This window comes from Bradyrhizobium sp. 23, assembly GCF_023073295.1.
Lineage (GTDB): Bacteria > Pseudomonadota > Alphaproteobacteria > Rhizobiales > Xanthobacteraceae > Bradyrhizobium > Bradyrhizobium canariense_D.
Genome location: NZ_JADPJF010000058.1, coordinates 142,104 through 166,030 on the forward strand (window position 1 = coordinate 142,104; position 23,927 = coordinate 166,030).

Below are 23,927 nucleotides of genomic sequence, written 5' to 3' on the forward strand. Positions count from 1 at the left end.
GGAAGACGACGACGATCAGAACGATGAAACCGCCGAGCACGAGTTTTGACAGGTCGGTCTGACTGACCAGCCAGATGTTCAAGGCCTTGTAGACGATGGCGCCGATCACCGCGCCCGACACCGTCTCGACGCCGCCGAGCAGCACCATGACAAGGGCGTCGACCGAGAGCGAGATGCCGAGATTGTCCGGAAAGACGCTGCCCTTGAGGTAGGCGAACAGCGCGCCGCCAATGCCCGCGGTCGTGCCCGCGATCACGAAGGCGGTCCACTGGATGCGCTTGGTGTTGATGCCGACCGCTTCGCTGCGCAGCAGCGAGTCGCGCGTCGCCCTCAGCGCATAGCCGAACGGCGAGAACACCATGGCCCGCAAAGCGATCGTCACGAGCGCCGCAACACCGAGCGACAGCCAATAGAAATGCGATGGGCTCGCCGCCCAGCTCGAGGGCCAGACGCCCAGGATGCCGTTGTCGCCGCCGGTGACGCTCACCCACTGGAACGCGATCGACCAGACGATCTGCGCGAAGGCGAGCGTCAGCATCGCAAAATAGACGCCGGAGAGCTGCACCGCGAAGAAGCCGAACACGGCAGCGCCCATGCAGCCGAGCAGCGGACCGAGCAACAGGCAGACGATCATCGGCAGTCCCGCCATCTTGGCGAGGAAAGCGACGCCGTAGGCGCCGAGGCCGAAATAGGCGGCGTGGCCAAAGGACGCGAGCCCGCCGACCGACATCAGGAAGTGCAGGCTGACGGCGAAGATCACCGAGATCGCGATCTCGGAGCCGACGGTGAGCGCATAGTTGCCGGCGAACAGCGGCAGCGTCGCCGCAACGACGAGCGCTGCAAACGCAGCCAACCGCTCATTCGACGTCAGCGGTCGCCAGGGATTGACGGTGAGACCGGGCGTCTTGCGGGCCGGCGCCTCGGGCCTGCCGAACAAGCCCCAGGGCCGCACGATCAGCACCACCGCCATCACCAGGAAGACCAGGATGATAGAGATTTTTGGAAAGATCAGGATGCCGAAGGCGTTGAGCTCGGAGACCAGCACAGCCGCGACGAAAGCGCCGATGATGCTACCGAGGCCTCCGATCACCACGACGACGAAGACCTCGACGATGATGCGCAAATCCATCGCATGATGCACGGCATCGCGTGGGATCTGGAGCGCACCGCCGAGAGCGGCGAGGAAAACGCCGACCGCAAACACGCTCGTGAACAACCATTTCTGATTGACGCCCAGCGCCGCGACCATGTCGCGGTCCTGCGTCGCTGCGCGCACCAGAACGCCCCAGCGCGTGCGCTGGAACAAGAGCCAGAGAATGCCGAGCACGACCGGTCCGAGCACGATCAGAAACAGATCATAGCTCGGAATGTTCTGGCCGAAGAAGTCGATCGCCCCCTTGAAGCCGGGCGCACGGCGCCCCACGAGATCGTCTGGGCCCCAGATCAGGACGACGAGGTCCTCGACCATCAAGGTCAGGCCGAAGGTCGCAAGCAGCTGGAACAGCTCGGGCGCGTGATAGATGCGCCGGAGCAGCACCATCTCGACGATGACGCCGATCAGCGCCACCGCGAACGCCGCCGCCACGATGCCGCCCCAGAAGCCGAATGCACCTGACAGCCGCTCCGTCAGCGTGAAGGCGACATAGGCGCCGATCATGTAAAAGGCGCCATGCGCAAAATTCACGATCCGCGTCACGCCAAAGATGATCGACAGGCCCGACGCCACCAGGAAAAGCGACGCTGCGCTGGCGAGACCGGTCAGAAACTGTACGACGTAAAAGGCCATCTGCGGTCCGGGTTAAGCGTAAGTCGCAATATTAGGCTTCATCCTTCGAGACGGCGCTACGCGCCTCCTCAGGATGAGGTCCGGGACCCTCATGGTGAGGAGCGCGGCTGCGCCGCGCGTCTCGAACCACGAGGCCCCGGTCTCACTTTGGATCAATCCTTCGGACGCAGCTTCTCGACTTCGGCATCACTTGGTAGATAGTCCGCGCCCTTCTTGTAAGACGAGTCCACCATCACGCCCTTACCGTCCTTCAGCGCGGTCTTGCCGACATAGGCACCGAGCGTCGACTGGTGATCGATCTTGCGGAAGGTGATCTCGCCCAGCGGCGACGGCATCGAAAGTCCTTCCGCCGCAGTGATCAGCTTCTCCGGATCGGTCGAATTGGCCTTCGCCAGGATCGCCGCCGCCGACTTGATGGTCTGGTAGCCAACGATCGAGCCGAGGCGCGGATAGTCGTTGTACTTGGCCTGATAGGCCTTCAGGAACGCGTCGTGCTCGGGCGTCTTGATCGAGTACCAGGGATAGCCGGTGACGATCCAACCCTCGGGCGTCTCCTCCTTGAGCGGATCGAGATATTCCGGCTCACCGGTGAGGAACGAGACGACCTCGCGTCCCTTGAACAGGCCGCGGGTGTTGCCTTCGCGCACGAGCTTGACGAGATCGGCGCCGAAGGTGACGTTGAGGATCGCTTCGGGATTGGCCGCGGCAACCGCCTGCACCACCGGACCGGCGTCGATCTTGCCCTGCGGCGGCCACTGCTCATCAACCCACTGGATGTCGGGCCGCTTCTCCGACATCAGCTTCTTGAATACGGCAACCGCGGACTGGCCGTATTCATAGTTCGGCGCGATCGTCGCCCAGCGCTTTGCGGGCAGCTTGCTGGCCGCTTCCACCAGCATCGCGGCCTGCATGTAGTTCGAAGGACGCAGTCGGAACGTGTACTTGTTGCCTTTCGACCAGGTGATGGCGTCCGTCAGAGGCTCGGCCGCCAGAAAGAACACCTTCTTCTGGTTGGCGAAGTCGCTGACCGCAAGACCGATGTTCGACAGGAACGTACCCGTCAGCATCGCCACGCCCTCGCTCGACACCAGCTCGTTGGCCGCGGTCTGCGCATCTGCCGGCTTGCCACCATCGTCCTTGGAGACGACGATGAGCTTCTTGCCGTTGATGCCACCGGCCGCATTGATCTCTTCGACCGCGAGCTGCCAGCCCTTGCGATAGGGCTCAGTGAACGCCGGCAGCAGCGAGTAGCTGTTGATCTCGCCGATCTTGATGTCCTGCGCAAGGGCCGAATGAGCCATGCCGCTTGCCAACAGCGCGAACGCCGCCCCGACAAAATAGTTCTTTGCTCGCATCCCAACCTCCACTTTCTGAAAAGATTAACGCAGTCCGTCTTCGCCCTTGATCTCCGCAACGGTCAGCCCGCCGACGCGCGGCAAAGGACGGCCACTGTCGGTGACGGCGACCGCGACCATGATCTCGTTGGCGCGCGGCGCGTCGTTGATCTGCACTTCCATGCCATCGAAATGACTGCGCACGAAGGCTGCATCCTTGTGGCCCAGCGGAACGTCCAGCGTCGTGCCGGGTCCACTGCGCTTCTTCGACGACGGGATCAGCGCAGCGCCTTTGCCCAGCACTTTACGCACCGGCGCGCCCATTTTCGGGTGAAGGATGGCGGCTGCATGCTCCAGCTCGCCATTCTCGCCGACGGCCGCGGCCTTGCCATAGCTCTGCGCCTTGGACCCGTCGATGCCGAGCGCCGCCACCGCGCGCTTCGAGAGCAGCTCGCCGAGCTCCTCGCCAATCGCGATTAGCGGCGAGAGATCCTCGACATACTTTCCAGCAAACGGATTCTCGATCACGGCGATCGCCGCCGCACGCCGCGTCGGCGGTGAGACCTGGCGGCCCATCTCCATCTGCGTCTCTTCGACGACGGTGACGATCTTGCGGATGATCGCGCTCATGATTGTTTCCTCAAACCGCTTCCCAGTTCAGGCATGGACCGCGTTCTCTTGTACAAGCGGGCGCGATCGTTGCCGTTCAATATCCTTGGTCCCGATGACAATCATATCACCACAAAGCTGCAACACGGCACCCTCGATCAATCCGCGATCGAATAATTGCCGTGCACATTCCGCGCCAGATTCGAGCGCGGTGGTGATCTCGTTCTGCGACAATCCACCAACGTTGCGGGTCACGAGCCGCGCGCCAAGATCGCTGTCGGGCTGAAGTTCGTTCGCAGGTTTTCGGATGATGGCGGGATGCCCCGGCAGATCGACGGCGTTCGCAACGATCGTCGCGGCCGCGTCGGCTTGCGACGCCGTTCCGGCCAGTACGGTCACCGCATCGGCAATCCCGAGGGAAAAGCTGCGGCCGTGCCGTCCGCTGGTCGCAATGCCACGCACGGGATCATCGGCGTCCACCCTGATTGTCCGCATCACGCCGTCGCGATCGGGCCGGTCCATCAGGCCGACCGAAAAATGCTCGCCCTCGCCGAGATGCAGGGCAATGTCTCCGCCATTGTTGACATAGGCCCGATCGAGCGCCGCAGCGTTCAGCATTGCGCCCAACACCTCCTCCGCCACGCTGCCGGCCACAGCTGCCATCGGCGTGATGAAGCCATCACCGGCATAGGGCGCCACCGCGGCGTGCATGCGACGCGCCACAACGCCTCTCAACGAGGTCCGCTCCTCGACAGCGGTCCGCAGTTCCGGCAGTTCCGCGCAGAGCTCGTCGAGAAGCCCGGTGAACCGTTCGGCCGCAGCCTTATAGGCCTCGCGCACTGCGTCGGTGGCCCCCCTCGCTTCGACGATCAGGTCAATCGGTCCATCCTGCAAATGCTGCCGCCGGCCGTCAGACAGCAATGCGATTTGCGGGAGCCTTGTCATGCCCGAGGTCCCGGGATCGGGTTTTGCCAGGGCAATTGGCGGACGTCGTCGCCGCCTTGAACCTCGGCGAGCGGCTTCACATAATCCATGTGCCCGCCGAGCGCCGCATAGTCCGACAGCTTCATCGTGAATTCGATCGGGGCGACCAGCGCTGGCGTCGGCACGTAACCGAATGCCCCCGCCGGCATCTGCGTCACGTCGACCATGTAGGTAATGCCGCCGCCCGGCCAGACATAGACCGGTGCGCCGCCACTGGTGACGCGCGTCAGCGCGTCCTTGACCGAGCGGGTCAGCCGCACCGGATTGTCGGTCACGCCCGCCCGCAAGGAACCACCGGCGCCCGCCATGAACAGCACCGTACACAGCGCCGGTTCGCAATTCTCCTGAATGCGCTCGACCGAAAACTTGAGGTCATCCGGCATCTCGGTCTCGACCGGCTTCAAGGCTTCGTCGAGCACGTAATAGGACGAATGCTCGCCCGTCGTGGAGACCATCAGCATCGAGAGGCCAGGCTTGGCCTCCTTCGCGTCGAACGGTCCCAGGATTGCGAGCGGATCGGAGATATTGGTGCCGCCCCAACCCGTGCCGGGATCGGCGACCTGGAAATAGCGGCCGGGCGTCGAGCGGCGCCCATTCATCTTGATGCCGGTATCGGCGATGTCGAGCAGCTTGCCGGCCTGGTGCTCCGAGAGCACGCCGGTGATATGGTCGTCGACCACGACGACCTCGTCGACCTTGCCGTGCCATTGCTTGGCGAACATGCCGATGGTCGCCGAGCCGCAGCCGACGCGCATGCGCTCTTCTTTCATGCCGTTGACGATCGGCGCCTGGCCGGCCTGCACCACCACGCTCGCGCCGCCGTCGATGGTGAGTTCGACCGCCTTGCAATTTGCGAGGTCCATCAGCGTGTCGCAGGTGACGCGGCCTTCCTTCTTGGAGCCGCCGGTCAGATGGTGCACGCCGCCGAGCGACAGCATCTGCGAACCGTATTCGCTGGTGGTGACATGACCGACCGCCTCGCCTTGTGCACGGACGGTCGCCGTCTCCGGCCCGAGATAACGGTCGGTGTCGATCTTCACCTTGATGCCGCAGTACGAGAAGATACCCTCGGTGACGACAGTCACCATGTCGACGCCGTCGACCTCCGCCGAGACGATGAACGGCGCCGGCTTGTAGTCGGGATAGGTCGTCCCCGCGCCGATCGCCGTTACAAAGGTGGAAGGCTCGTGGACGATCTTGCCGTCCCAATCTTCGGTGCGGCTGAACGGAACGAGCTTGCCGCCATGGGACACGGTGCGCTCCAGGATCACATGCGGATCGACGCGGACGAGCTTGCCCTCGTGATTGGCATAGCGGTCGCAGGCGCCCGCCGCGCCCGGCTTGATGTAGCACATCACCGGACACGCATCGCAGCGGATCTTGTCGATGGCGGCGCTCGTAGGTTCAGTCACCATGTCAAAGCCAGCCGACAGTGCAGTTATCATTTGTACACGAACGATGTTGCGCGCCCTCCCGATGACTGTCAAGCGGCGGTGCGGCGCAAAACATACGCCTGCCGCATAAAACCTCGTTTGCCTATCCGGCCTGTCCACAAAGAAGGCACTCGCGCTGCACTGCGGCATATCCGGCTTGCACGTTTGTGTACAAACGGTATCGTCACAACGTAGATTTTGAGCGGACTTGGAATTTCGCGAAGCTTTGGCCGCGGCGCTCAACGAGTCGATTTGGGAACGAGGATGACGCAGACACCGATCCGCATCACCGTGAACGGCAGAATCCACGAGATCACTGCGGCGCGAGCCACGCCTCTGCTCTACGTGCTGCGCAACGATCTCGCGCTCAACGGTGCGAAATACGGATGCGGCCTCGGTGAATGCGGCACCTGCACTGTCCTGATCGATGGCGCGGCGGCGCGCTCCTGTGTCATTCCGATCAGTGGCTGCGCCGGCCGCGACATCGTGACGCTCGAGGGGCTCGGTACCCGCGACAAGCCGGATGTGGTGCAGCAGGCCTTCATCGACGAGCAGGCCGCGCAATGCGGCTATTGTCTCAACGGCATGATCATGACGACCAAGGCGCTGCTTGCGATCAACCCTCAGCCCACCGAACAGGAGGCGCTGGCGGCGCTGCGCTACAATCTCTGTCGCTGCGGCACGCATATCGAAATCCTGCGCGCCGTGATGCGTGCGTCTGGTCAGCTTGCCGAGGCCGGTGATTGATGGCCTCCCCGCATCCGAACGGAGCTGAGCTGCAATCCGGCTCGCTCGTCGTCGTCCGCACGGTGGACGAGTGCACATCCGAGACCTTCGTCCGCATCACCGCGGACGGTTCGGTCACAGCCTACAATGGTCATGTCGATCTCGGCACCGGCATCCGCACGGCGCTTGGCCAGATCGTGGCTGAAGAGCTCGACGTCTCCTTTGCCCGCCTCGTCGTGGTGCTCGGCGACACCGCAACGGTGCCGAACCAGGGCGCCACGATCGCAAGCGAGACCATTCAGATCACTGCCGTTCCCCTGCGCAAAGCCGCCGCGCAGGCGCGTCACTTCCTGATCGCACGTGCGGCCGAGCGCCTGGAGCTGCCGGCAGCCGATCTCAGGATCGAAGACGGCCTCGTGCGCGGGCACGACAATCGCAGCGTCAGCTATGGCGAGTTGATCGGCGGAGAGACCATTCGTCTCGAGCTTGCCGACGACGTCGCCGTCAAGCCGGTCGGCGATTACGCCATTGTCGGCCAATCGATGCCACGCGTCGACCTGCCCGCCAAGGCCACGGGCGAGCTGACGTTCGTGCATGACATCCGTATGCCGGGCATGCTGCACGGCCGCGTGGTGCGCCCGCCCTATGCCGGCGTCGACGCCGGCCCGTTCGTCGGCACCAGCCTGATTTCGGTCGATGAATCCTCGGTGCGCGACATTCCCGGCATCATGGCCGTCGTACGCATCGGCGATTTCGTCGGAATCGTCGCGGAGCGCGAGGAGAACGCGATCCGCGCGGCGGAGCAGCTTGCGGTGAGCTGGCGACCGACGCCTGAACTGACCGATCTCGCCGACGTCGAGACGGCGCTTCGTGCCAACCCGTCCACGCCGCGCACGCTGATCGACAAGGGCGATGTCGATGCTGCCATTGCCGGCGCGGCCAAACCGATGCGGCGCACTTACGTCTGGCCATATCAGATGCATGCCTCGATCGGCCCGTCCTGCGCGGTCGCCGACTTCCAGGACGGCAACATCCGTGTCTGGTCGGGCACGCAGAACCCGCACGTGCTGCGCGCAGACCTGTCACTGCTGATCGAGCGTCCCGAGAGCGAGATCGAGGTCATCAGGTTGGAGGCCGCCGGATGCTACGGCCGCAACTGCGCCGACGATGTCACCGCGGACGCTTTGTTGCTCTCGCGCGCGGTCGGCCGGCCCGTGCGCGTACAGCTGACGCGCGAGCAGGAACACGCCTGGGAGCCCAAAGGCGCCGCGCAGCTCATCGACGTCAATGGCGGCCTGGATGCGGCGGGCGACGTCGCTGCCTACGATCTCGCTACGCGCTATCCGTCGAATGCCGCGCCGACGTTGGCGCTGTTGCTGACGGGACGGATATCGCCGAGGCCGGACGTCCTCCAGATGGGCGACCGCACCGCGATCCCGCCTTACGATTACGGCCACATGCGCGTCGTCGCCCACGACATGGCGCCGATCGTGCGCGCGTCCTGGTTTCGCGGCGTCTCGGCCCTGCCCAACACCTTTGCGCATGAATCCTATATCGACGAGGCCGCGACCGAGGCCGGGGTTGACCCGGTCGAATATCGTCTGCGTTACCTGAAGGACCAGCGCGCCGTCGATCTCGTCCATGCTGTCGCCGAGCGCGCGGGCTGGACGCCGCGGCCGGTGCGCGAAGAGAAAGACGGCGAGATCGTGCATGGGCGCGGCTTTGCCTATGCGCTCTACGTCCACAGCAAATTCCCCGGCTATGGCGCGGCTTGGTCGGCCTGGGTCACCGACGTTGCCGTGAACAAGTCGACCGGCGAGGTCAGCGTGACGCGCGTGGTTGCTGGGCAGGACTCCGGATTGATGATCAACCCGGACGGTGTGCGCCACCAGATCCATGGCAACGTCATCCAGTCAACCAGCCGCGCACTGATGGAGGAGGTCTCGTTCGAGCGCGGCGCAGTCGCGGCGCGGGAATGGGGCGCCTATCCGATCATCCCCTTCCCTGACGTGCCCAAGATCGACGTGTTGTTGCTGCCGCGGCCGGACCAGCCGCCGCTCGGCGTCGGCGAATCCGCCTCGGTCCCGAGTGCGGCTGCGATTGCGAACGCGATTTTCGATGCCACCGGCGTGCGATTTCGCGAGCCGCCGTTCACGCCCGAGCGCATCCTGAATGGATTGCACAGCGGCGGGCCGGCCACGCGGCAGGCGCTGCCCGCTCCCGCTGCGCCACAACCATCCCGTATCTGGGAGAATCCATTCGCCAAACGCGCCGGCATCTTCGCGACGGTCGCGGCCGTCTGCACCGCGGCGATTGGCATCGGTGCGGCTGTTTTGCCCGGCCGCGCCATCGCACCGATCGCGCGGCCAGACCCATCGGTCTATTCCGCAGCGACGATCGCGCGCGGGCAACAACTGGCCGCACTCGGCAATTGCGCGGAGTGCCACACCATGATCGGCGGTGCGCTCAACGCCGGTGGCCGCGCGCTGGAGACGCCGTTCGGCACGATCTACGCGACCAACATCACGCCCGACGTCGAGACCGGCATCGGCGTCTGGTCCTATCCCGCATTCGAGCGCGCGATGCGCGACGGGCTGCATCGCGACGGACGGCAACTCTATCCCGCCTTCCCCTACACGCACTTTTCGAAGACTGGCGATGCCGACATGCAGGCGCTTTATGCCTATCTAATGGCACAGCCTGCGGTGCGCGCGACGCAGCCTGCGAATACGCTCGCCTTTCCGTTCAATCTCCGCCCGCTACTTGCCGGATGGAATGCGCTGTTCCACCAGACGCGAGAGTTCAAGCCTGATCCCGCGAAATCCAAGGTCTGGAATCGCGGCGCTTATCTCGTCGAAGGTCTCGGCCATTGCAGCGCCTGCCATTCGCCGCGCAACACGCTCGGCGCCGAGCAGCGTGACGCCTATCTCGCCGGCGGTTTTGCCGAGGGCTGGGAGGCGCCGCCGCTGACGTCGCTGTCGCAAGCGCCGATCCCGTGGAACGAAGACGAGCTTTTCGCCTATTTGCGCACGGGCCACTCGCGATATCATGGCGTCGCCGCTGGGCCGATGGCGCCGATCGTCAGGGATCTGGCGGCCCTGCCCGACCAGGACATCCGCGCCATGGCCGTCTATCTCAACTCGTTCAATGACACCGCGACCGATAGGAAAGCGCAGGATGCGATCGCTCTGAAGCTAGAAGCTTCAACGCAAGTCACGATGGCGTCCTCAACCGGCGCGCGCCTCTATCAGGGCGCCTGCGCCGTCTGCCACGAGGTCGGCGGCCTGGCGCTGTTCGGCAGCCGCCCCTCGCTCGCCCTCAACAGCAACCTGCACAGCGCCACATCGGACAATCTCGTGCAAATCATCCTGCACGGCATCGCCGAGCCGGTGTCGAGCAATCTCGGCTATATGCCGGCCTTCAAGAACAGCATGAGCGATGCGCAGGTCGAGGAGCTGGTCACCTTCCTGCGCAAGCAGTTCGCACCCGACAGGCCAGCATGGATCGGTGTGAAGGAGACGATTGCGCGTGTGAGAGCCGCCGCGAACTGAGCGCTACTTCTTGTGCTGCACCGGCGGCGTGCCGTGCGTGTGAAACGACTCGATCGTCTTGAGGCCCCACGCCTGCCCCTTCTTGCGTTCGTCTTCCGTCCACACGATCGGCTTCCAGTCGGGCGCGAGGATGAGGCGCGCGCCGGCATTGGCGACTTCGACGCGGTTGCCGCCGGGCTCGTAGACATAGAGGAAGAAGGTCTGCTGGATCGCGTGCTTGTGCGGGCCGGTCTCGATGTGGATGCCGTTCTCCAGGAAGATGTCGGCAGCGCGCAGAATCTCTTCGCGGCTGTCGAGCGCGTAAGTGACATGGTGGAAGCGGCCGGCCGTGCCGGAATGGTCGAGCGAATAGGCGAAATCGTAGCTCTTGTTCGACATCGTCAGCCACATCGCCGCTTCGCGGCCGTCGTTCAGCACGATCTGCTCGGTGAGGCGGCAGCCGAGATAATTCTCGAAGAACTCCCGGTTGGCCTTGATGTCCACGGCGAGGCAATTGAGGTGATCGAGGCGGCGGACATTGACGCCGCGCGCGGGAAAGCGCTGCGCCTGGTTCTTCAGTGCGGGCTTCAGCTCGGGCGGCGCCTGATACCATTCGGTCTCGTAGTAGAGCTCGACGATGTGTCCATCGGGATCGCGGCAGCGGAAGGTCGGCCCCTGCCCCATGTCGCCGTCGATCCAGCCGATGTCGAAGCCGGACCCTTTCAGCGCCGCGACGCGACGCTCCAGCGCCTGCTGGCTGCGCGCACGTAACGCCATGTGCTCCATGCCCGATGTCTTCGACGCCGTCAGTTTGAGCGAATAGCGCTCGTAATCGTCCCAGCCGCGCAAATAGACCGACTCGCCCTTTTGTCCGCTGACGGTCATGCCCATCACGTCGACGAAGAATTTCAGGCTCTCGTCCGGCTTGGGTGTCAACAGCTCCATGTGGCCGAGATGAGCGAGATCGAGGATCGGTTCGGGCTGCATGGTGTCCTCCAAGACGTGGCTTGCGATCCGCTGGACCGGATCCCGCGATCTGGCACAGGCTGCAATCCACTCACGCGCCGGTGGGCGGCACAAGGCCGCCGGTTTATTTGTACTAATGTACAAATGATTAGGTCCCGTCAACAAATCAAACATCGCCGCCCGGAACGGATGACGGACCATCCAGGATGACCAACCCGTCCCGGAACCGCGGACCGACTGCCCGAATGGTAAAATCTCTCTTAAGCACTCTCGGACCCGTCGGCCGGGAAAAAGCAGCATTTTCCGCCGCTACTGCCAGGGAGTATGTATTGGGAACAATCCTCGCACCTGAATTGTCGCGGATTTAACGAAGCGCCGGCGCCTGCCGCTTAACCGTTTGTCCAGCGACGGCCGTGCATAGTCCGGACAACCCGTTGCTCTTGCCAGGTTCATTCATTGTGACATCCTTTGGACGCGTGATTTCGGTTCGCGGATCGCTCGCCCGGGTCGGGCTGCTGGCTGAAAGCCGCATGCCGGTCTCGGAAGTTCGGGCCACCGTCGGCCGCTTCGTCAGTATCCGCTGCGCCAGCTCGGTCATCGTCGCCATGATCACCGAGGTGTCCTGCGAGAACCTCTCGAGCAACGACAATCTGATCGCCATCGCCTCGGTCGACCTGCTGGGCGAAATCCTCAACGCGACCGGCAAGGCCAAATTCCAGCGCGGCGTCACCAACTATCCGACCATCGGCGATTCGGTCGACCTGATCACGAGCCAGGAGCTGCGCACGATCTACGCGCCCACCGGTTCCGACCAGATCAATGTCGGCTTCCTTCAGCAGGACAGCTCCGTCGTCGCCTATGTCGACATCGAGGAAATGCTCTCCAAGCACTTTGCAGTGCTGGGATCGACCGGCGTCGGCAAATCGACCGGTGTGTCGCTGTTGCTCAACGAGATCCTCAAGGCACGCCCGAACCTGCGCATCTTCCTGCTCGATGTGCACAACGAATATGGCCGCTGCTTCGGCGACCGCGCGCTGGTGCTCAACCCGCGCAATCTGAAACTGCCATTCTGGCTGTTCAATTTCGAGGAAATCGTCGACGTGCTGTTCGGCGGCCGCGCCGGCGTGCCCGAGGAGCTCGACGTCCTCGCCGAGGTCATTCCGCTCGCCAAGGGCGTCTATACCCAGTACCAGAACGCCGACCGCATCGGCTTGAAGCGCATCGATCCCAAGCAGATCGGCTACACCGTCGATACGCCGGTGCCTTATCGCCTGGTTGATCTGATGTCGCTGATCGACGAGCGCATGGGCAAGCTCGAGAACCGCTCCTCGCGCATCATCTTTCACAAGCTGATCTCCCGCATCGAGGCGGTCCGCAACGACCCGCGCTACGCCTTCATGTTCGACAACGCCAATGTCGGCGGTGACACCATGGCCGAGGTGATCAGTCACCTGTTCCGCCTGCCGGCCAACGGCAAACCGATGACGGTGATGCAGCTCGCCGGCTTCCCGGCCGAGGTCATCGATTCCGTCGTCTCGGTGCTCTGCCGCATGGCCTTCGACTTCGGCTTGTGGAGCGACGGCGTTTCGCCGATGCTGTTCGTCTGTGAGGAGGCTCACCGCTACGCCTCGGCCGATCGCAATGTCGGCTTCGGGCCGACCCGCAAGGCGGTGTCGCGCATCGCCAAGGAAGGCCGCAAATACGGCGTCTATCTCGGCCTCATCACCCAGCGTCCGGCCGAGCTCGACGCCACCATCATCTCCCAGTGCAACACGCTGTTCACGATGCGCCTTGCCAACGAGCGCGACCAGGCGCTGCTGCGCGCCGCGGTGTCGGATGCGGCCGCGAACCTGCTTTCGTTCGTGCCCTCGCTCGGCACCCGAGAAGTGCTGGCATTCGGCGAAGGTGTCGCGCTGCCGACGCGGCTGCGCTTCAAGGAGGTGCCGCCGCATCAATTGCCGCGCGGCGAAGCCACGATCAGCAGCGTGCCCTCCGTCACCTCCGGTCACGACATGCATTTCGTCGGCGCCGTGCTCGAGCGCTGGCGCGGTGCCACCTCGCAGCGCGACGTGCCGAACGATCCGGTGTTCTCGGCGCCGCCCGCGAAGACGCTCTCCAGCATCGAAACTCCGATGCTGCAACCGTCGATGGGGTTGGATCCGGACCGCTTCTCGCTGCTGAAGAAGCCGCTGCGGTAAAGCGACGCTCGTTTTCCAGCGCCGGCATTGCGAGCCTGGCGTCACGTTGAGCATGGCACCCGCATCGACTATGGTTGCCGGCCCCAAGCCGGAATCCATGCCCATGACAAAGCCTGTGCAACGCTTCGCCGCTCCCGCCCTCGATGCGCTCCCTGACGACATCCGCACGCGTCTCCTCGCCGTCCAGGAGAAGAGCGGCTTCGTGCCGAACGTGTTCTTGACGCTGGCCTACCGCCCGGACGAGTTCCGCGCCTTCTTCGCCTACCACGACGCACTGATGGAGAAGGACGGCGGCCTCAGCAAAGCCGAACGCGAGATGATCGTGGTCGCGACCTCGGCAGCCAATCAGTGCCAGTATTGCGTGATCGCGCATGGCGCGATCCTGCGTATCCGTGCCAAGAACCCGCTGATCGCCGACCAGATCGCCACGAACTACCGCAAGGCCGACATCACGCCGCGGCAAAAGGCGATGCTCGACTTCGCGATGAAGGTCTCGGCCGATGCGCAGCGGATTTCCGAGGACGATTTCACCGCGCTCGCGCCGCATGGCTTTAGCGACGACGACATCTGGGACATCGCCGCAATCTCCGCCTTCTTCGCACTGTCGAACCGGCTGGCGAATTTCACCGGCATGCGGCCGAACGACGAATTCTATCTGATGGGACGGTTGCCGAAGAAATGACCGACCGCCGCGAGGGCGGAAGGAACGCATCGCCACAATGCAGCGGATGAGTTCCCGCTTGACGGGAACTCTGTGTTTTCGCAATCGCACACGTTTAATTAAGAATCTCACCCTCAACTAGCACAAACGCCTTGGCACAACTTGCGCAGTTTCCGTCCCCGGAGACGCGGATGAGTCGTGCCTGTTGGGGGGCTTCTCATGAACGTGCGGGCATTTGTTATCGCGACCTGTATTGGCACGACATTCTTCGCTGCCGGATACGCATGGAACTATCAGCCGGAGATCATCAACGCGAACGAGATATGGAGCATGTTCGAATCGGAGCACGGCAAGGCGCGGGCTGCCGTCTTACGCTTCCTCGTTGCGCCGAATTCAGCTCACTTCAACGGCCTGCGAACGATCGATGCAGACCAGGCAAGATACGTATGCGGCTCCGTAAAAGCGATGGACAAGGAGAGGCAGTATGTCGAGGCCGCGTTCGTTTACACCGTCTCGATCGATTTTGCCCGTATCGACGACGACGGCCGGATGACGTCGCAGCGCTCTGCTTACAAGCCCTGCCCAGGCGCGGCCGACGACAAAATTGCCGACCAGAACACGCTGATATCGCCAGGCGCGCTGTCGATGATCAAGACCATCGAAAAAGTCATCCCCAAGTCGAGCGGCGGAACGATGGAACAACAGCTTGGCCAGCTGGCCGGACAGACAGCGGCGGTGGCGCCAGGTTCGGCGGTCCCGCGGAGATCAGCCGGCTCATCGGGTTCGCCAGCCTCAGCAGGGGCAGGATGGGCGCCAGCAGCACAGCATTCAGGTTCGGGCGTGGAGGCGCGACAAGCAGATGAACTGACGTGGCGTGTCGATCAGCCGCCGGCTGCATGGCCAAGTTTCCCCTCGGACCATCCGCTGGCGAAATCGGCGCAGAAGCGGACGAGCGCCGAGGCCCTGGCTTTCGCAACAGATATCGAGGCTCGCTGGGAGAAGGCCAAATCATCTGGCGTTCCGGCCAAGCGTCCTTCGCCTGAGGAGATCAAGGAAGCATGCCGCGCGCTACTTACGATTGATCCCGCGGACAAGGATTATCCGCGGGCCTGGGCCGCCTTTGTGCGGTTGCGCAAAATCGATCGCGACGCTGCTGGTTGAACTGGCGTGAACCTGTCCTAGCGCTGCGCCATCAACTCGAGCGCCGGGGCAAAGCGCTCGGAAAACGTCAACGTCTTGGCATGGTGAACTGCGGCAAACGATGCCGAGATCCCGGCTGAAGCGACCACGAGCAGGGCAACGGCGAAAATCAGACGGCGCATTTCGGCCTCCTGTGTGAGCTCGACAATTCCAACAAGTGGCACGGCTTTGTTTCAGCACTGCTTCGCGCGGACGGGAGATGGTTTCACTCAAGAGGCTGTGATCAGATCCAGTTTGCGGAGCCGCATGCCTGCTGCTGCGAGCGTTGCGCCTAATCATCCTCCGCTGGCCCACACCAGCCGGGCAGATAGATCGCATCCTTGCTCTTGGCTGAGGACATCGCCTTCTCGAGCGCCTTGTCGAAATTGGCATCCACAGCCTTGCGCGACAGCTTTCGACGCAGATAGTCGGCCCACAGGAATTCGGAGAAGGGCGTGGTGTCCTTGGCGAAGCCGCCCATGCGGCGCAGTTCGCCGGCAAGGCTCCGGAAAGGATCGTCCTTGAGGTCGACGACGGATTTGGGCAAATCGCGGAATGGTCGCCGTTCGCCCTTGGCGTCGTAGGGGTAAACCCAGCGCTTGTTGTCCATCACGCCCCAGAACGCTTCGCGCTCCACCATCCTGAGGTCGCCGACAATGGTGACCAGCACCTCCTTGACGCCCTCGTCGTGCAGCGCGCGACCGAGATGATGATGGTCGATCACGTAATAGCGCTCGTCGGGGCCGTGCACGACGGGGATCATATGCTTGCCGAGCAGATCGGCCTGCTTCTTCTTGTCGTGCTCGCGCCAGCGCTTGCGCTTCTCCTTGACCTCGCGCATCCCGACCGTCATCTGCGTCGGCCGCAGCGACAGGATCGACACCGGATGCACTCTCGGTTCGCGCGTATTGGTCATGGTCGAAAGGCCCCTAACATGGTTGCAGCTGCGTGGTCAGGTTCCCTGGACTATGTCATGGGCACCGCGCCGGCAAATGCATTCGGCTCGGTGGATATTATTGCATCGCACCCTCTGCAGGCCCGGAACGACCACGGTTCCACGGTCCTTCGTTCGCAGTCCTGCAGGATAGTGCGAACGCGCAATGCACGTGCGCGTTGAGAAAATTTTCTGCAACGCGTTCACTACGTATGCTATCTAAAAATCGCTGCTTCGGAGTGATCCCTGCACCATGACAACCCAGCGGCCCATAAGCTCGGATGACGAGCACCGGGTGCTCCAGTTCAGGCCGCGCACCTCGCCTTCCCCGACGGCCCACCGCGGCAACGCTAGCGTGCAGCAATTGCGCGTCGCGCCCGAGCGGCTCGACCTGTCGCGCTACGAGGAGCCCCGCACCGAACCGGACGATTTCCGCCGTCGCATGCTCGCCAATATCGCGGCGCTGGCCTTCACCATCGCACTGACCGCGATCGGGATCTGGCTCGCGGTGAGCATCGCCGACCTGCGCCGGACCCAGGATTGCGTGCTGATGGGCCGCCGCGACTGCGTCAAGATCACGACGCCGCACATCTAGGCAGGACATCTGGTAAGCAAGACGTCTGGTAGGCCCGCTGGCGCTCCTTCGGCCGAAACGGCTCAGCCGGGGCGTCCCCAGCCCGGTCCCCACACCCGTCCGGCTCCATTGAACTCAGGGCGGCGCTCCGATATACGGGCTTTCGACCCGGCCAGAGGGGGGTTGAGGGCGTCATCGGGGCGCGATGCCCACCCATCGTTCCACTCTGGAAAATCTGACAAACATCTGCAATATATCAAAGGCTTAGTGATGTCCTCCACATTCGATCAGGTCGCTACGATCATCGCTGAAACCTGCGACATCCCGCGCGACACGATCACGCCGGATAGCCATGCCATCGATGACCTCGGCATCGACAGCCTCGATTTCCTGGACATCGCGTTCGCGATCGACAAGCAGTTCGGTATCAAGCTGCCGCTGGAAAAGTGGACTCAGGAGGTTAACGACGGCAAAGCGACCACCGAGCAGTATTTCGTGCTGAAAAACCTGTGCGCCCGCATCGACGAACTGGTTGCGGCCAAGGGCGCGAGCGCCTAAGCGCGCGGTCATGCAACTCGAATACTTCCACATGATAGATCGCGTCGTCGACCTCAACGTCGACGCGAAGACGATTGTTGTCGAGGCTCAGGTCCCGATGGAGAGCACCATCTTCGAAGGGCACTTCCCGGGCTATCCCCTGATGCCCGGCGTGCTCCTGATCGAATCGATGGCGCAGGCCTCGGGCTGGCTTCAGCTTGGCGTGCTCAAATTCGAGCGTATGCCGATCCTGGCTGCCGTCAAGGAGGCCAAGGTCCGCGGCTCGGTCTTCCCCGGCGATCTCATGAGCATCGAGGCGAGCCTGGCCCATCAGGGCTCAGGCTACGCCGTGACCGAAGCCAAGATCAAGGTCGGCGGCAAGCTGCGCGCGAATTCGACGCTGACCTTCACGCAGATTCCCTTTCCCCATGCGGATATGCGCGCCCACATGGACGCGGTCGCCAAACGCGTCGGCTTTCCGCAACAGGCCGTATTGCCATGACCGAGACTGCTTCGAAGCCTGCCCAGACGGAAGTCTGGATCACCGGCATTGGCCTGGCCACCTCGCTCGGCGAGGGCCTGGACGCCAACTGGGCCGCGCTTCAGGAGAAGCGCATCAATGTCGACGAGAAGGGCTTTGCACCCTACATTGTGCACCCCCTGATGCCTGTCACCTTCGACAGCCAGATCCCCAAGAAGGGCGACCAGCGCCAGATGGAAGCCTGGCAGCGCATCGGCACCTATGCGGCCGGGCTTGCGCTCGACTCCGCCGGGATCAAGGGCAACAAGGACATCCTGTCGAAGATCGACATGGTGGTCGCCGCCGGCGGCGGTGAACGCGATCTCAACGTCGACACCGGCGTGCTCACGGCCGAGGCCAAGGGCGCCAACGCGCCCGGCTTCCTCAATGAGCGGCTGATGAGCGATCTCAGGCCGACGCTGTTCCTGGCCCAGCTCTCCAACCTGCTCGCCGGCAACATCGCCATCGTGCACGGCATTGGCGGCACCTCGCGCACCTTCATGGGTGAAGAGGTTGCCGGCGCCGATGCCGCCCGCATTGCATTGTCGCGCATCGCCTCCGGCGAGAGCGACATCGCGCTGATCGGCGGCTCGCACAATGGCGAGCGCAAGGACCTGATGGTCCTCTACGAATTCGGCGACTTCAATCTGAAGGACAAGTTCGCCCCCGTGTGGGCGCGCAAGGACCACGCCGGCTTCGCGCTCGGCTCGGCTGGCGCGTTCTTGGTGCTGGAATCGAAGGCCCATGCGGAAGCGCGCGGCGCAAAACCATTCGCAAAGCTGTCGAGCGTCGTTGCCGACCTTGCCCGTCGTAAGACCCCCGGCGACATGGCCGCGACGCTGGAGAAGCTTTGGGCAAAGTTGCCGAAGCGCGACGGCAAGGGCGCGATCATATCCGGCGCGACCGGCGCGGAGCCTGCGACATCAGAAGAGCGCGCCTTCCTGAAGGGCCACGCCGAGTTCCCGGTGCGCTCGACCGGCACGATGTTCGGCCACACCATGGAGACGCAATTCCCGCTCGGCATCGCGCTCGCCGCGCTGTCGATCTCTCGCGGCGCGCTGTTTCCGCCGAACGATTCCACGGGCACCGAGATTGAAATGCAGGGAGCGCCCACCCAGATTGTGGTGGTGGGGGCCGGACACTGGCGCGGCGAAGGCATGGCGCTGGTCGAGGCAGTAAGCTAAAGCGCGTTACGCTTTGGCAGGTTATTGTTTGGGTATGATCTTCTCGGAAAACCGCGTCACGCTTTTTCGGATCATGCTCCAGCTCAAGCGGGGATCGACATGACTGCACCACGCGACAAACTCGGGCGTCCCGTCGTCGTCGTCACCGGCATGGGCATCATGACCTCGCTCGGCAACGGCAAGACCGACAATTGGGCGAAGCTCGTCGCCGGCGAATCCGGCATCCGCACCATCACGCGCTTTCCGGTCGACGGCCTCAAAACCACGATGGCCGGCACGGTGGATTTCGTCAGCGTCGATCCGTTCTCCTCCACCGGCCTGTCCGAACGGATGGCCGAACTGGTGACGCAGGAAGCGCTGGACCAGGCCGGGATCGGCACCAAGGCGGATTTCCCGGGTCCTCTCTTTCTTGCGGTCGCACCGGTCGAAGTCGAATGGCCGCAGCGCCGCGAACTCGGCCGCGCCGTCGGCAAACCCGACTTCAATTACGACGATCTGCTGCGCATCTCCGGTGGCGGCAAGTACAGCGCCTATCACCACCGCTTCATGTTCGGTTCGGTCGCCGCCTACCTCGCCGAGACCTTCGGCACCAAGGGCTCGCCGATCTCGTTGTCGACGGCCTGCGCTTCGGGCGCGACCTCGATTCAGCTCGGCGTCGAGGCGATCCGCCGCGGCGAGACCGATGCCGCGCTGTGCGTGGCGACCGACGGCACCGTGAATCCGGAGGCGCTGGTGCGCTTCTCGCTGCTCTCGGCGCTTTCGACCCAGAACGACCCGCCGCAGGCGGCCTCCCGTCCCTTCTCCAAGAACCGCGACGGTTTTGTCATGGCCGAAGGCGCCGGTGCGCTGGTGCTCGAAAGCTATGAAGCCGCCACCGCGCGCGGCGCAAAAATACTCGGCGTAATCGCCGGCTGCGGCGAGCTCACCGATTCCTTCCATCGCACCCGCTCCTCGCCCGACGGCAAGCCGATCATCGGCTGCATGAACAAGACGCTGGCCGATGCCGGCATGACGCCGGATCAGATCGACCACATCAACGCGCACGGCACCGCGACGCCCGAGAACGACAAGATGGAGTACAATACGACATCGGCCGTGTTCGGCGAGCTCGTCTCGAAGATTCCGGTCACCTCCAACAAGTCGATGGTCGGCCACACCATCTCGGCCGCGGGCGCGGTCGAGGCGATCTTCTCGCTGCTGACGCTGGAGCATCAGCGTATCCCGCCGACGATCAACTACGACAATCCGGATCCCACGATCCTGTTCGACGTCGTCGGCAACAAGGCACGCGATGCCCGCGTCACCGCGGTGATGTCGAACTCGTTCGGCTTCGGCGGCCAGAACGCCTCGCTGATCCTGACCCGCGAACCGGCCTGACCGGACGCATGGCGCTGCTTCCGGCGAGGACGAAGGCCCGCGCGCGGCAGACGGCAAAGTCGATCGGTGGAGGGCTGATCGGCGCTGCCACCGTCGGCATGTTGCGCACCACGCGTTATTTCGATCCAGCCAAGACCTCGGACTTTTTCGCACGCGTCACCAAACTGATCGGCCCGCGCCTGCGCGAGCACCGCATCGGCCGCGCCAATCTCACCGCGGCGTTTCCGGACAAGTCGCCCGAGGAAATCGAAGCCATCCTGATGGGCGTCTGGGACAATCTCGGTCGCGTCGGCGCCGAATTCGCCCATATGGACCAGGTCTGGGATTACGACCGCGATCATCCAGAAAACAGTCGGATCGAACTGCCCAGCCGCAGCATCGAGCTGTTCGATCAAATCCGCGACGACGGCAAGCCGGCGTTGATCTTCGCCGCACATTTGGCCAATTGGGAATTACCGGCGCTCGCCGCGGTCGCACACGGGCTCGATGCAGCGATCCTCTACCGCCGCCCGAATATCGCCTCCGCCGACCGCATCATCCAGGAGATGCGACAGGTCAACATGGGCACGCTGATCCCGGCGGGGCGCGACGCGCCGCTGCGGCTTGCCCAGGCGCTCAAGGACGGCAAGCACGTCGCGATGCTGATCGACCAGTATCTGACCGGCGGAGTCGAGGTCACCTTCTTCGGCCGCAAGACCCGCGCCAATCCGATGCTGGCGCGCCTGTTACGACAGGTCGAATGCCCGATCCACGGCGTCCGCGTCATCCGCCTGCCCGGCGGCCGCTTCACCGCCGAGATCACCGAAGAGGTCCACCCGGTGCGCGACGCCGACGGCAAGATCGACATCCAGGGCACCACGCAGGCGATCACGAGCGTGGTGGAAAACTGGGTGCGCGAGCATCCGGAGCAGTGGCTGTGGCTGCACCGCAGGTGGCGGTAGCGGACAGTAGTGCTTACCGCCCCGTCTTCACCCTGGTCCAAAGCCTATTGATGACCCGCTGGGTCGCGGGCTCACGCGCCGTGATGACGAACAGCTTTGCGAGCGTCGCCTCGTCCGGATAGATGTTCTTGTCGTTCAATATTTTCGGATCGACCAGTTTCTGGCTGGCGAGGTTGCCATTGGCGTAGGACAGGAAGTCCGTATTCCTGGCGGCCACGTCCGGACGGTAGAGATAGTTGATCAGCTCGTAGGCTTCGCTGACGTTCCTGGCATCCGCGGGGATCGCGAGATTATCGAAGAACATCTGCGCGCCCTCCTTCGGGATGGCGTAGCCGATCTCGATGCCGCTTTTGGCTTCGGCAGCGCGGGCGCGGGCCTGCATGATGTCGCCGGACCAGCCGACCACGAAGCAGATCTCGCCGGTGGCGAGCGCGCTCAGATATTCGGACGAATGAAACTTGCGCACGGAGGGCCGCACCTTGGTGACGACATCGGCGGCCTTTTCGAGGTCGGCCTGCTTGGTCGAGTTCGGATCGAGCCCGAGATAGTTCAACGCCGCCGGAAAGATGTCGTCGGCGGAATCCAGCATGTGGACGCCGCAGTCTTTGAATTTCGCGAGGTTCTCCGGCTTGAACACGATGTCCCAGCTGTCAATCTTGGCATCCGCTCCGAGAATCTGCTTCAGCTTGGCGACATTGTAGCCGATGCCGGTCGTGCCCCACATGTAATTGGCGGCGTAGACGTTGCCGGGGTCGTAGATCGCGAGACGTTCGGTCACCACCGGCCAGGCATTGGCCAGGTTCGGCAGCTTCGACTTGTCGAGCTTCTGGAAGATGTTGGCCTTGATCTGGCGCTGGAGGAAATAGGCGGTGGGCACCACGACGTCATAGCCGGATTTGCCGGCCATCAGGCGCGTCTCCAGCGTCTCGTTGGCGTCAAACGTGTCGTAGACCACCCTGATGCCCGTCTCCCTGGTGAAGGCCTGGAGGACGTCGGGCGCCACGTAGTTCGACCAATTGTAGAAGTTGACGACCCGCTCCTCGGCCACGGCAGGAGCGGAGAGCAACGTCAGCGCGGCGGCGATCGCAAGGCCAAAACCACAGCGGCTGACGTTGGTCATCTCCCTACCTCTTGCGCCCGCGCACCGCGTCCGACAGTCGCTCCAGTGCGGTGTCGAGCGTCTCGTCCTTCTTGGCAAAGCAGAAGCGCACCACCGAGGTCACAGGGTCCTGCTCGTAGAAGGCCGAGACCGGGATAGCCGCGACCTTGTAGTCCTTCACGATCCGCCAGCAGAACTCGGTGTCGCTCTCGTTCAGCCCGAGCGGGGACAGGTCGACGGTGAGGAAGTAGGTGCCCTGCGACTTCAGCACGGGGAAGCCGAGGCTCTCCAGGCCCTTGGCGAGGCGGTCCCTGCTCCGCGTCAGGTCCTTGCGCATCGACAGGAAATACTCGTCGGGCTTGCCGAGGCCGTAGGCGACGGCGGCCTGGAGGTTCGGCGCGGTGGTGAAGGTCAGGAACTGGTGCACCTTGGCGGCAACGCGCAGCAACGGCGGCGCGGCGCACACGAAGCCGATCTTCCAGCCTGTCAACGAGAAGATCTTGCCGGCCGAGCCGATCTTGATGGTGCGGTCGCGCATGCCGGGGATGGTGATCAGCGGGATGTGCTTGTGCTCGTCGAAAGTGACGTGCTCCCAGACCTCGTCGCAGATCGCGATGACGTCGAACTCCTGGCAGTAGCGCGCCAGCAGCTCGAGGTCCTCCCGCGGAAACACCACCGCGGACGGATTCAGGGGGTTGTTGAAAAGCACCGCCTTGGTCTTTGAATTGAAGACACTTTTCAGCATGTCCTCATTCAGCCGCCAATGCGGCGGCTCGAGCCGGACCAGGCGCGGAATGCCGCCGGCCTGGCGGATAATCGGCAGATAGGAATCGTACACCGGCTGGAAGCACACCACCTCGTCACCGGGCTGGACCACGGCGAGGATGGCCGAGGTCAGGGCCTCGGTGCCGCCGGAGGTCACCATCACCTCGCTCATCGGATCGAGCTCGAGGCCGTGCCAGTGGCCGTAATGGGTCGCGATCGCCTGACGGAGTTCCGGCAGGCCCATCATCGACGGGTACTGGTTGTAGCCGTTCAGCGAGGCCTCGGCCGCGGCGCGGCGGATGTCCTCGGGCCCGGGATCGTCGGGAAAGCCCTGCCCAAGATTGATGGCGGCATTGTCGCGCGCAGCCTGCGACATCGCCTCGAAGATGGTGACGGGAAGGTCTGCGAAGACCTTGTTGAGGGACGAGCTCTTGGACATCGGCGGGGTCAGCCGCCGACCTTGCTGGGAAGACCCGCCGCCTTCCAGCCCAGCATGCCGCCGGCCAGATGTTTGTCGTAAGGCAGGCCCGCGGCCTGCGCCGCCAGTGAGGCCGTCACCGAACGCTTGCCCGAGCGGCAGGCGAACACGA

General features: G+C 63.7%; 22 protein-coding genes. 11 read left to right on the forward strand and 11 right to left on the reverse strand.

Going from position 1 to position 23,927, the window contains the following annotated elements; all coding sequences use genetic code 11:
* From IVB32_RS14275 to IVB32_RS14295, 5 genes are all read right to left on the reverse strand, one after another.
* On the reverse strand, positions 1–1,786 hold a 1,786-nt coding region (locus tag IVB32_RS14275), incomplete at its 3' end, for an ABC transporter permease (protein ID WP_247410622.1).
* A gap of 152 nt (positions 1,787–1,938) precedes the next feature.
* Positions 1,939–3,141 carry an ABC transporter substrate-binding protein gene (locus IVB32_RS14280; RefSeq protein WP_018459318.1) on the reverse strand — a complete coding sequence of 401 codons (1,203 nt, stop codon included), beginning with the start codon at positions 3,139–3,141 and terminating at the stop codon, positions 1,939–1,941.
* 24 nt (positions 3,142–3,165) lie between these two features.
* Complete coding sequence (locus tag IVB32_RS14285) at positions 3,166–3,750, reverse strand: amino acid synthesis family protein (protein ID WP_085352760.1); 585 nt, start codon at positions 3,748–3,750, stop codon at positions 3,166–3,168.
* 27 nt (positions 3,751–3,777) lie between these two features.
* Complete coding sequence (locus IVB32_RS14290; RefSeq protein WP_247370842.1) at positions 3,778–4,674, reverse strand: UPF0280 family protein; 897 nt, start codon at positions 4,672–4,674, stop codon at positions 3,778–3,780.
* Positions 4,671–6,128, reverse strand: coding sequence for a 6-hydroxynicotinate reductase (locus IVB32_RS14295; protein ID WP_247297611.1), 1,458 nt, complete (start codon positions 6,126–6,128; stop codon positions 4,671–4,673). The genes IVB32_RS14290 and IVB32_RS14295 overlap by 4 nt, the downstream gene beginning before the upstream one ends.
* A gap of 282 nt (positions 6,129–6,410) precedes the next feature.
* Between IVB32_RS14295 and IVB32_RS14300 the strand changes: the two genes are divergently transcribed.
* A complete protein-coding gene (locus IVB32_RS14300) occupies positions 6,411–6,893 on the forward strand; it encodes a (2Fe-2S)-binding protein (RefSeq protein ID WP_085352758.1) in 483 nt (160 codons plus the stop codon).
* Entirely contained in the window at positions 6,893–10,423 is a 3,531-nt protein-coding gene (locus IVB32_RS14305) for a molybdopterin cofactor-binding domain-containing protein (protein WP_247297612.1), read from the forward strand. The genes IVB32_RS14300 and IVB32_RS14305 overlap by 1 nt, the downstream gene beginning before the upstream one ends.
* 3 nt (positions 10,424–10,426) lie before the next feature.
* On the opposite strand, the gene IVB32_RS14310 is transcribed toward IVB32_RS14305, so the two are convergent.
* The gene (locus IVB32_RS14310; protein WP_085353038.1) at positions 10,427–11,389 is read right to left on the reverse strand and encodes a catechol 2,3-dioxygenase; all 963 of its coding nucleotides are present in this window, start codon (positions 11,387–11,389) and stop codon (positions 10,427–10,429) included.
* Between the two features lie 437 nt (positions 11,390–11,826).
* Here IVB32_RS14310 and IVB32_RS14315 point away from each other — a divergent pair, with 437 nt between their 5' ends.
* The 3 genes from IVB32_RS14315 (at position 11,827) to IVB32_RS14325 (ending at position 15,388) form a co-directional block, all read left to right on the forward strand.
* Positions 11,827–13,566 carry a DUF87 domain-containing protein gene (locus IVB32_RS14315; RefSeq protein ID WP_247297614.1) on the forward strand — a complete coding sequence of 580 codons (1,740 nt, stop codon included), beginning with the start codon at positions 11,827–11,829 and terminating at the stop codon, positions 13,564–13,566.
* Between the two features lie 103 nt (positions 13,567–13,669).
* Positions 13,670–14,248: a peroxidase-related enzyme gene (locus IVB32_RS14320; protein ID WP_026233779.1), complete on the forward strand. Its 579-nt coding sequence runs from the start codon at positions 13,670–13,672 to the stop codon at positions 14,246–14,248.
* Between the two features lie 198 nt (positions 14,249–14,446).
* Complete coding sequence (locus tag IVB32_RS14325) at positions 14,447–15,388, forward strand: hypothetical protein (protein ID WP_247410624.1); 942 nt, start codon at positions 14,447–14,449, stop codon at positions 15,386–15,388.
* 17 nt (positions 15,389–15,405) lie between these two features.
* Here the strand turns inward: IVB32_RS14325 and IVB32_RS14330 are convergent, their stop codons facing one another.
* The gene (locus IVB32_RS14330; RefSeq protein ID WP_201263842.1) at positions 15,406–15,549 is read right to left on the reverse strand and encodes a hypothetical protein; all 144 of its coding nucleotides are present in this window, start codon (positions 15,547–15,549) and stop codon (positions 15,406–15,408) included.
* Between the two features lie 149 nt (positions 15,550–15,698).
* On the reverse strand, positions 15,699–16,322 hold the full coding sequence (locus IVB32_RS14335; RefSeq protein WP_211399711.1) for a ParB-like protein: 624 nt from the start codon (positions 16,320–16,322) through the stop codon (positions 15,699–15,701).
* A 271-nt stretch (positions 16,323–16,593) separates the two neighbouring features.
* Between IVB32_RS14335 and IVB32_RS14340 the strand changes: the two genes are divergently transcribed.
* From IVB32_RS14340 to IVB32_RS14365, 6 genes are all read left to right on the forward strand, one after another.
* A complete protein-coding gene (locus IVB32_RS14340; protein WP_085352754.1) occupies positions 16,594–16,935 on the forward strand; it encodes a hypothetical protein in 342 nt (113 codons plus the stop codon).
* A 249-nt stretch (positions 16,936–17,184) separates the two neighbouring features.
* Positions 17,185–17,472, forward strand: a complete 288-nt coding sequence (locus IVB32_RS14345) for an acyl carrier protein (protein WP_007592476.1) — start codon at positions 17,185–17,187, stop codon at positions 17,470–17,472.
* A gap of 10 nt (positions 17,473–17,482) precedes the next feature.
* Positions 17,483–17,953: a 3-hydroxyacyl-ACP dehydratase FabZ family protein gene (locus tag IVB32_RS14350; RefSeq protein WP_085352753.1), complete on the forward strand. Its 471-nt coding sequence runs from the start codon at positions 17,483–17,485 to the stop codon at positions 17,951–17,953.
* Positions 17,950–19,155, forward strand: a complete 1,206-nt coding sequence (locus IVB32_RS14355) for a beta-ketoacyl-ACP synthase (protein WP_018459332.1) — start codon at positions 17,950–17,952, stop codon at positions 19,153–19,155. The genes IVB32_RS14350 and IVB32_RS14355 overlap by 4 nt, the downstream gene beginning before the upstream one ends.
* Positions 19,156–19,254: 99 nt before the next feature.
* On the forward strand, positions 19,255–20,532 hold the full coding sequence (locus tag IVB32_RS14360; protein ID WP_018459333.1) for a beta-ketoacyl-ACP synthase: 1,278 nt from the start codon (positions 19,255–19,257) through the stop codon (positions 20,530–20,532).
* A gap of 8 nt (positions 20,533–20,540) precedes the next feature.
* The gene (locus tag IVB32_RS14365; protein WP_204510907.1) at positions 20,541–21,473 is read left to right on the forward strand and encodes a lipid A biosynthesis lauroyl acyltransferase; all 933 of its coding nucleotides are present in this window, start codon (positions 20,541–20,543) and stop codon (positions 21,471–21,473) included.
* 13 nt (positions 21,474–21,486) lie between these two features.
* Here IVB32_RS14365 and IVB32_RS14370 read toward each other — a convergent pair whose 3' ends face one another.
* The 3 genes from IVB32_RS14370 to IVB32_RS14380 form a co-directional block, all read right to left on the reverse strand.
* Entirely contained in the window at positions 21,487–22,593 is a 1,107-nt protein-coding gene (locus tag IVB32_RS14370; protein ID WP_247297618.1) for a polyamine ABC transporter substrate-binding protein, read from the reverse strand.
* A 4-nt stretch (positions 22,594–22,597) separates the two neighbouring features.
* Positions 22,598–23,776 (reverse strand): aminotransferase, encoded by a 1,179-nt coding sequence (locus IVB32_RS14375; protein WP_231188630.1) that lies wholly within the window; start codon positions 23,774–23,776, stop codon positions 22,598–22,600.
* 8 nt (positions 23,777–23,784) lie between these two features.
* Positions 23,785–23,927: rhodanese-like domain-containing protein (locus IVB32_RS14380; RefSeq protein WP_247410646.1), on the reverse strand; the 143-nt coding region annotated here is incomplete at its 5' end.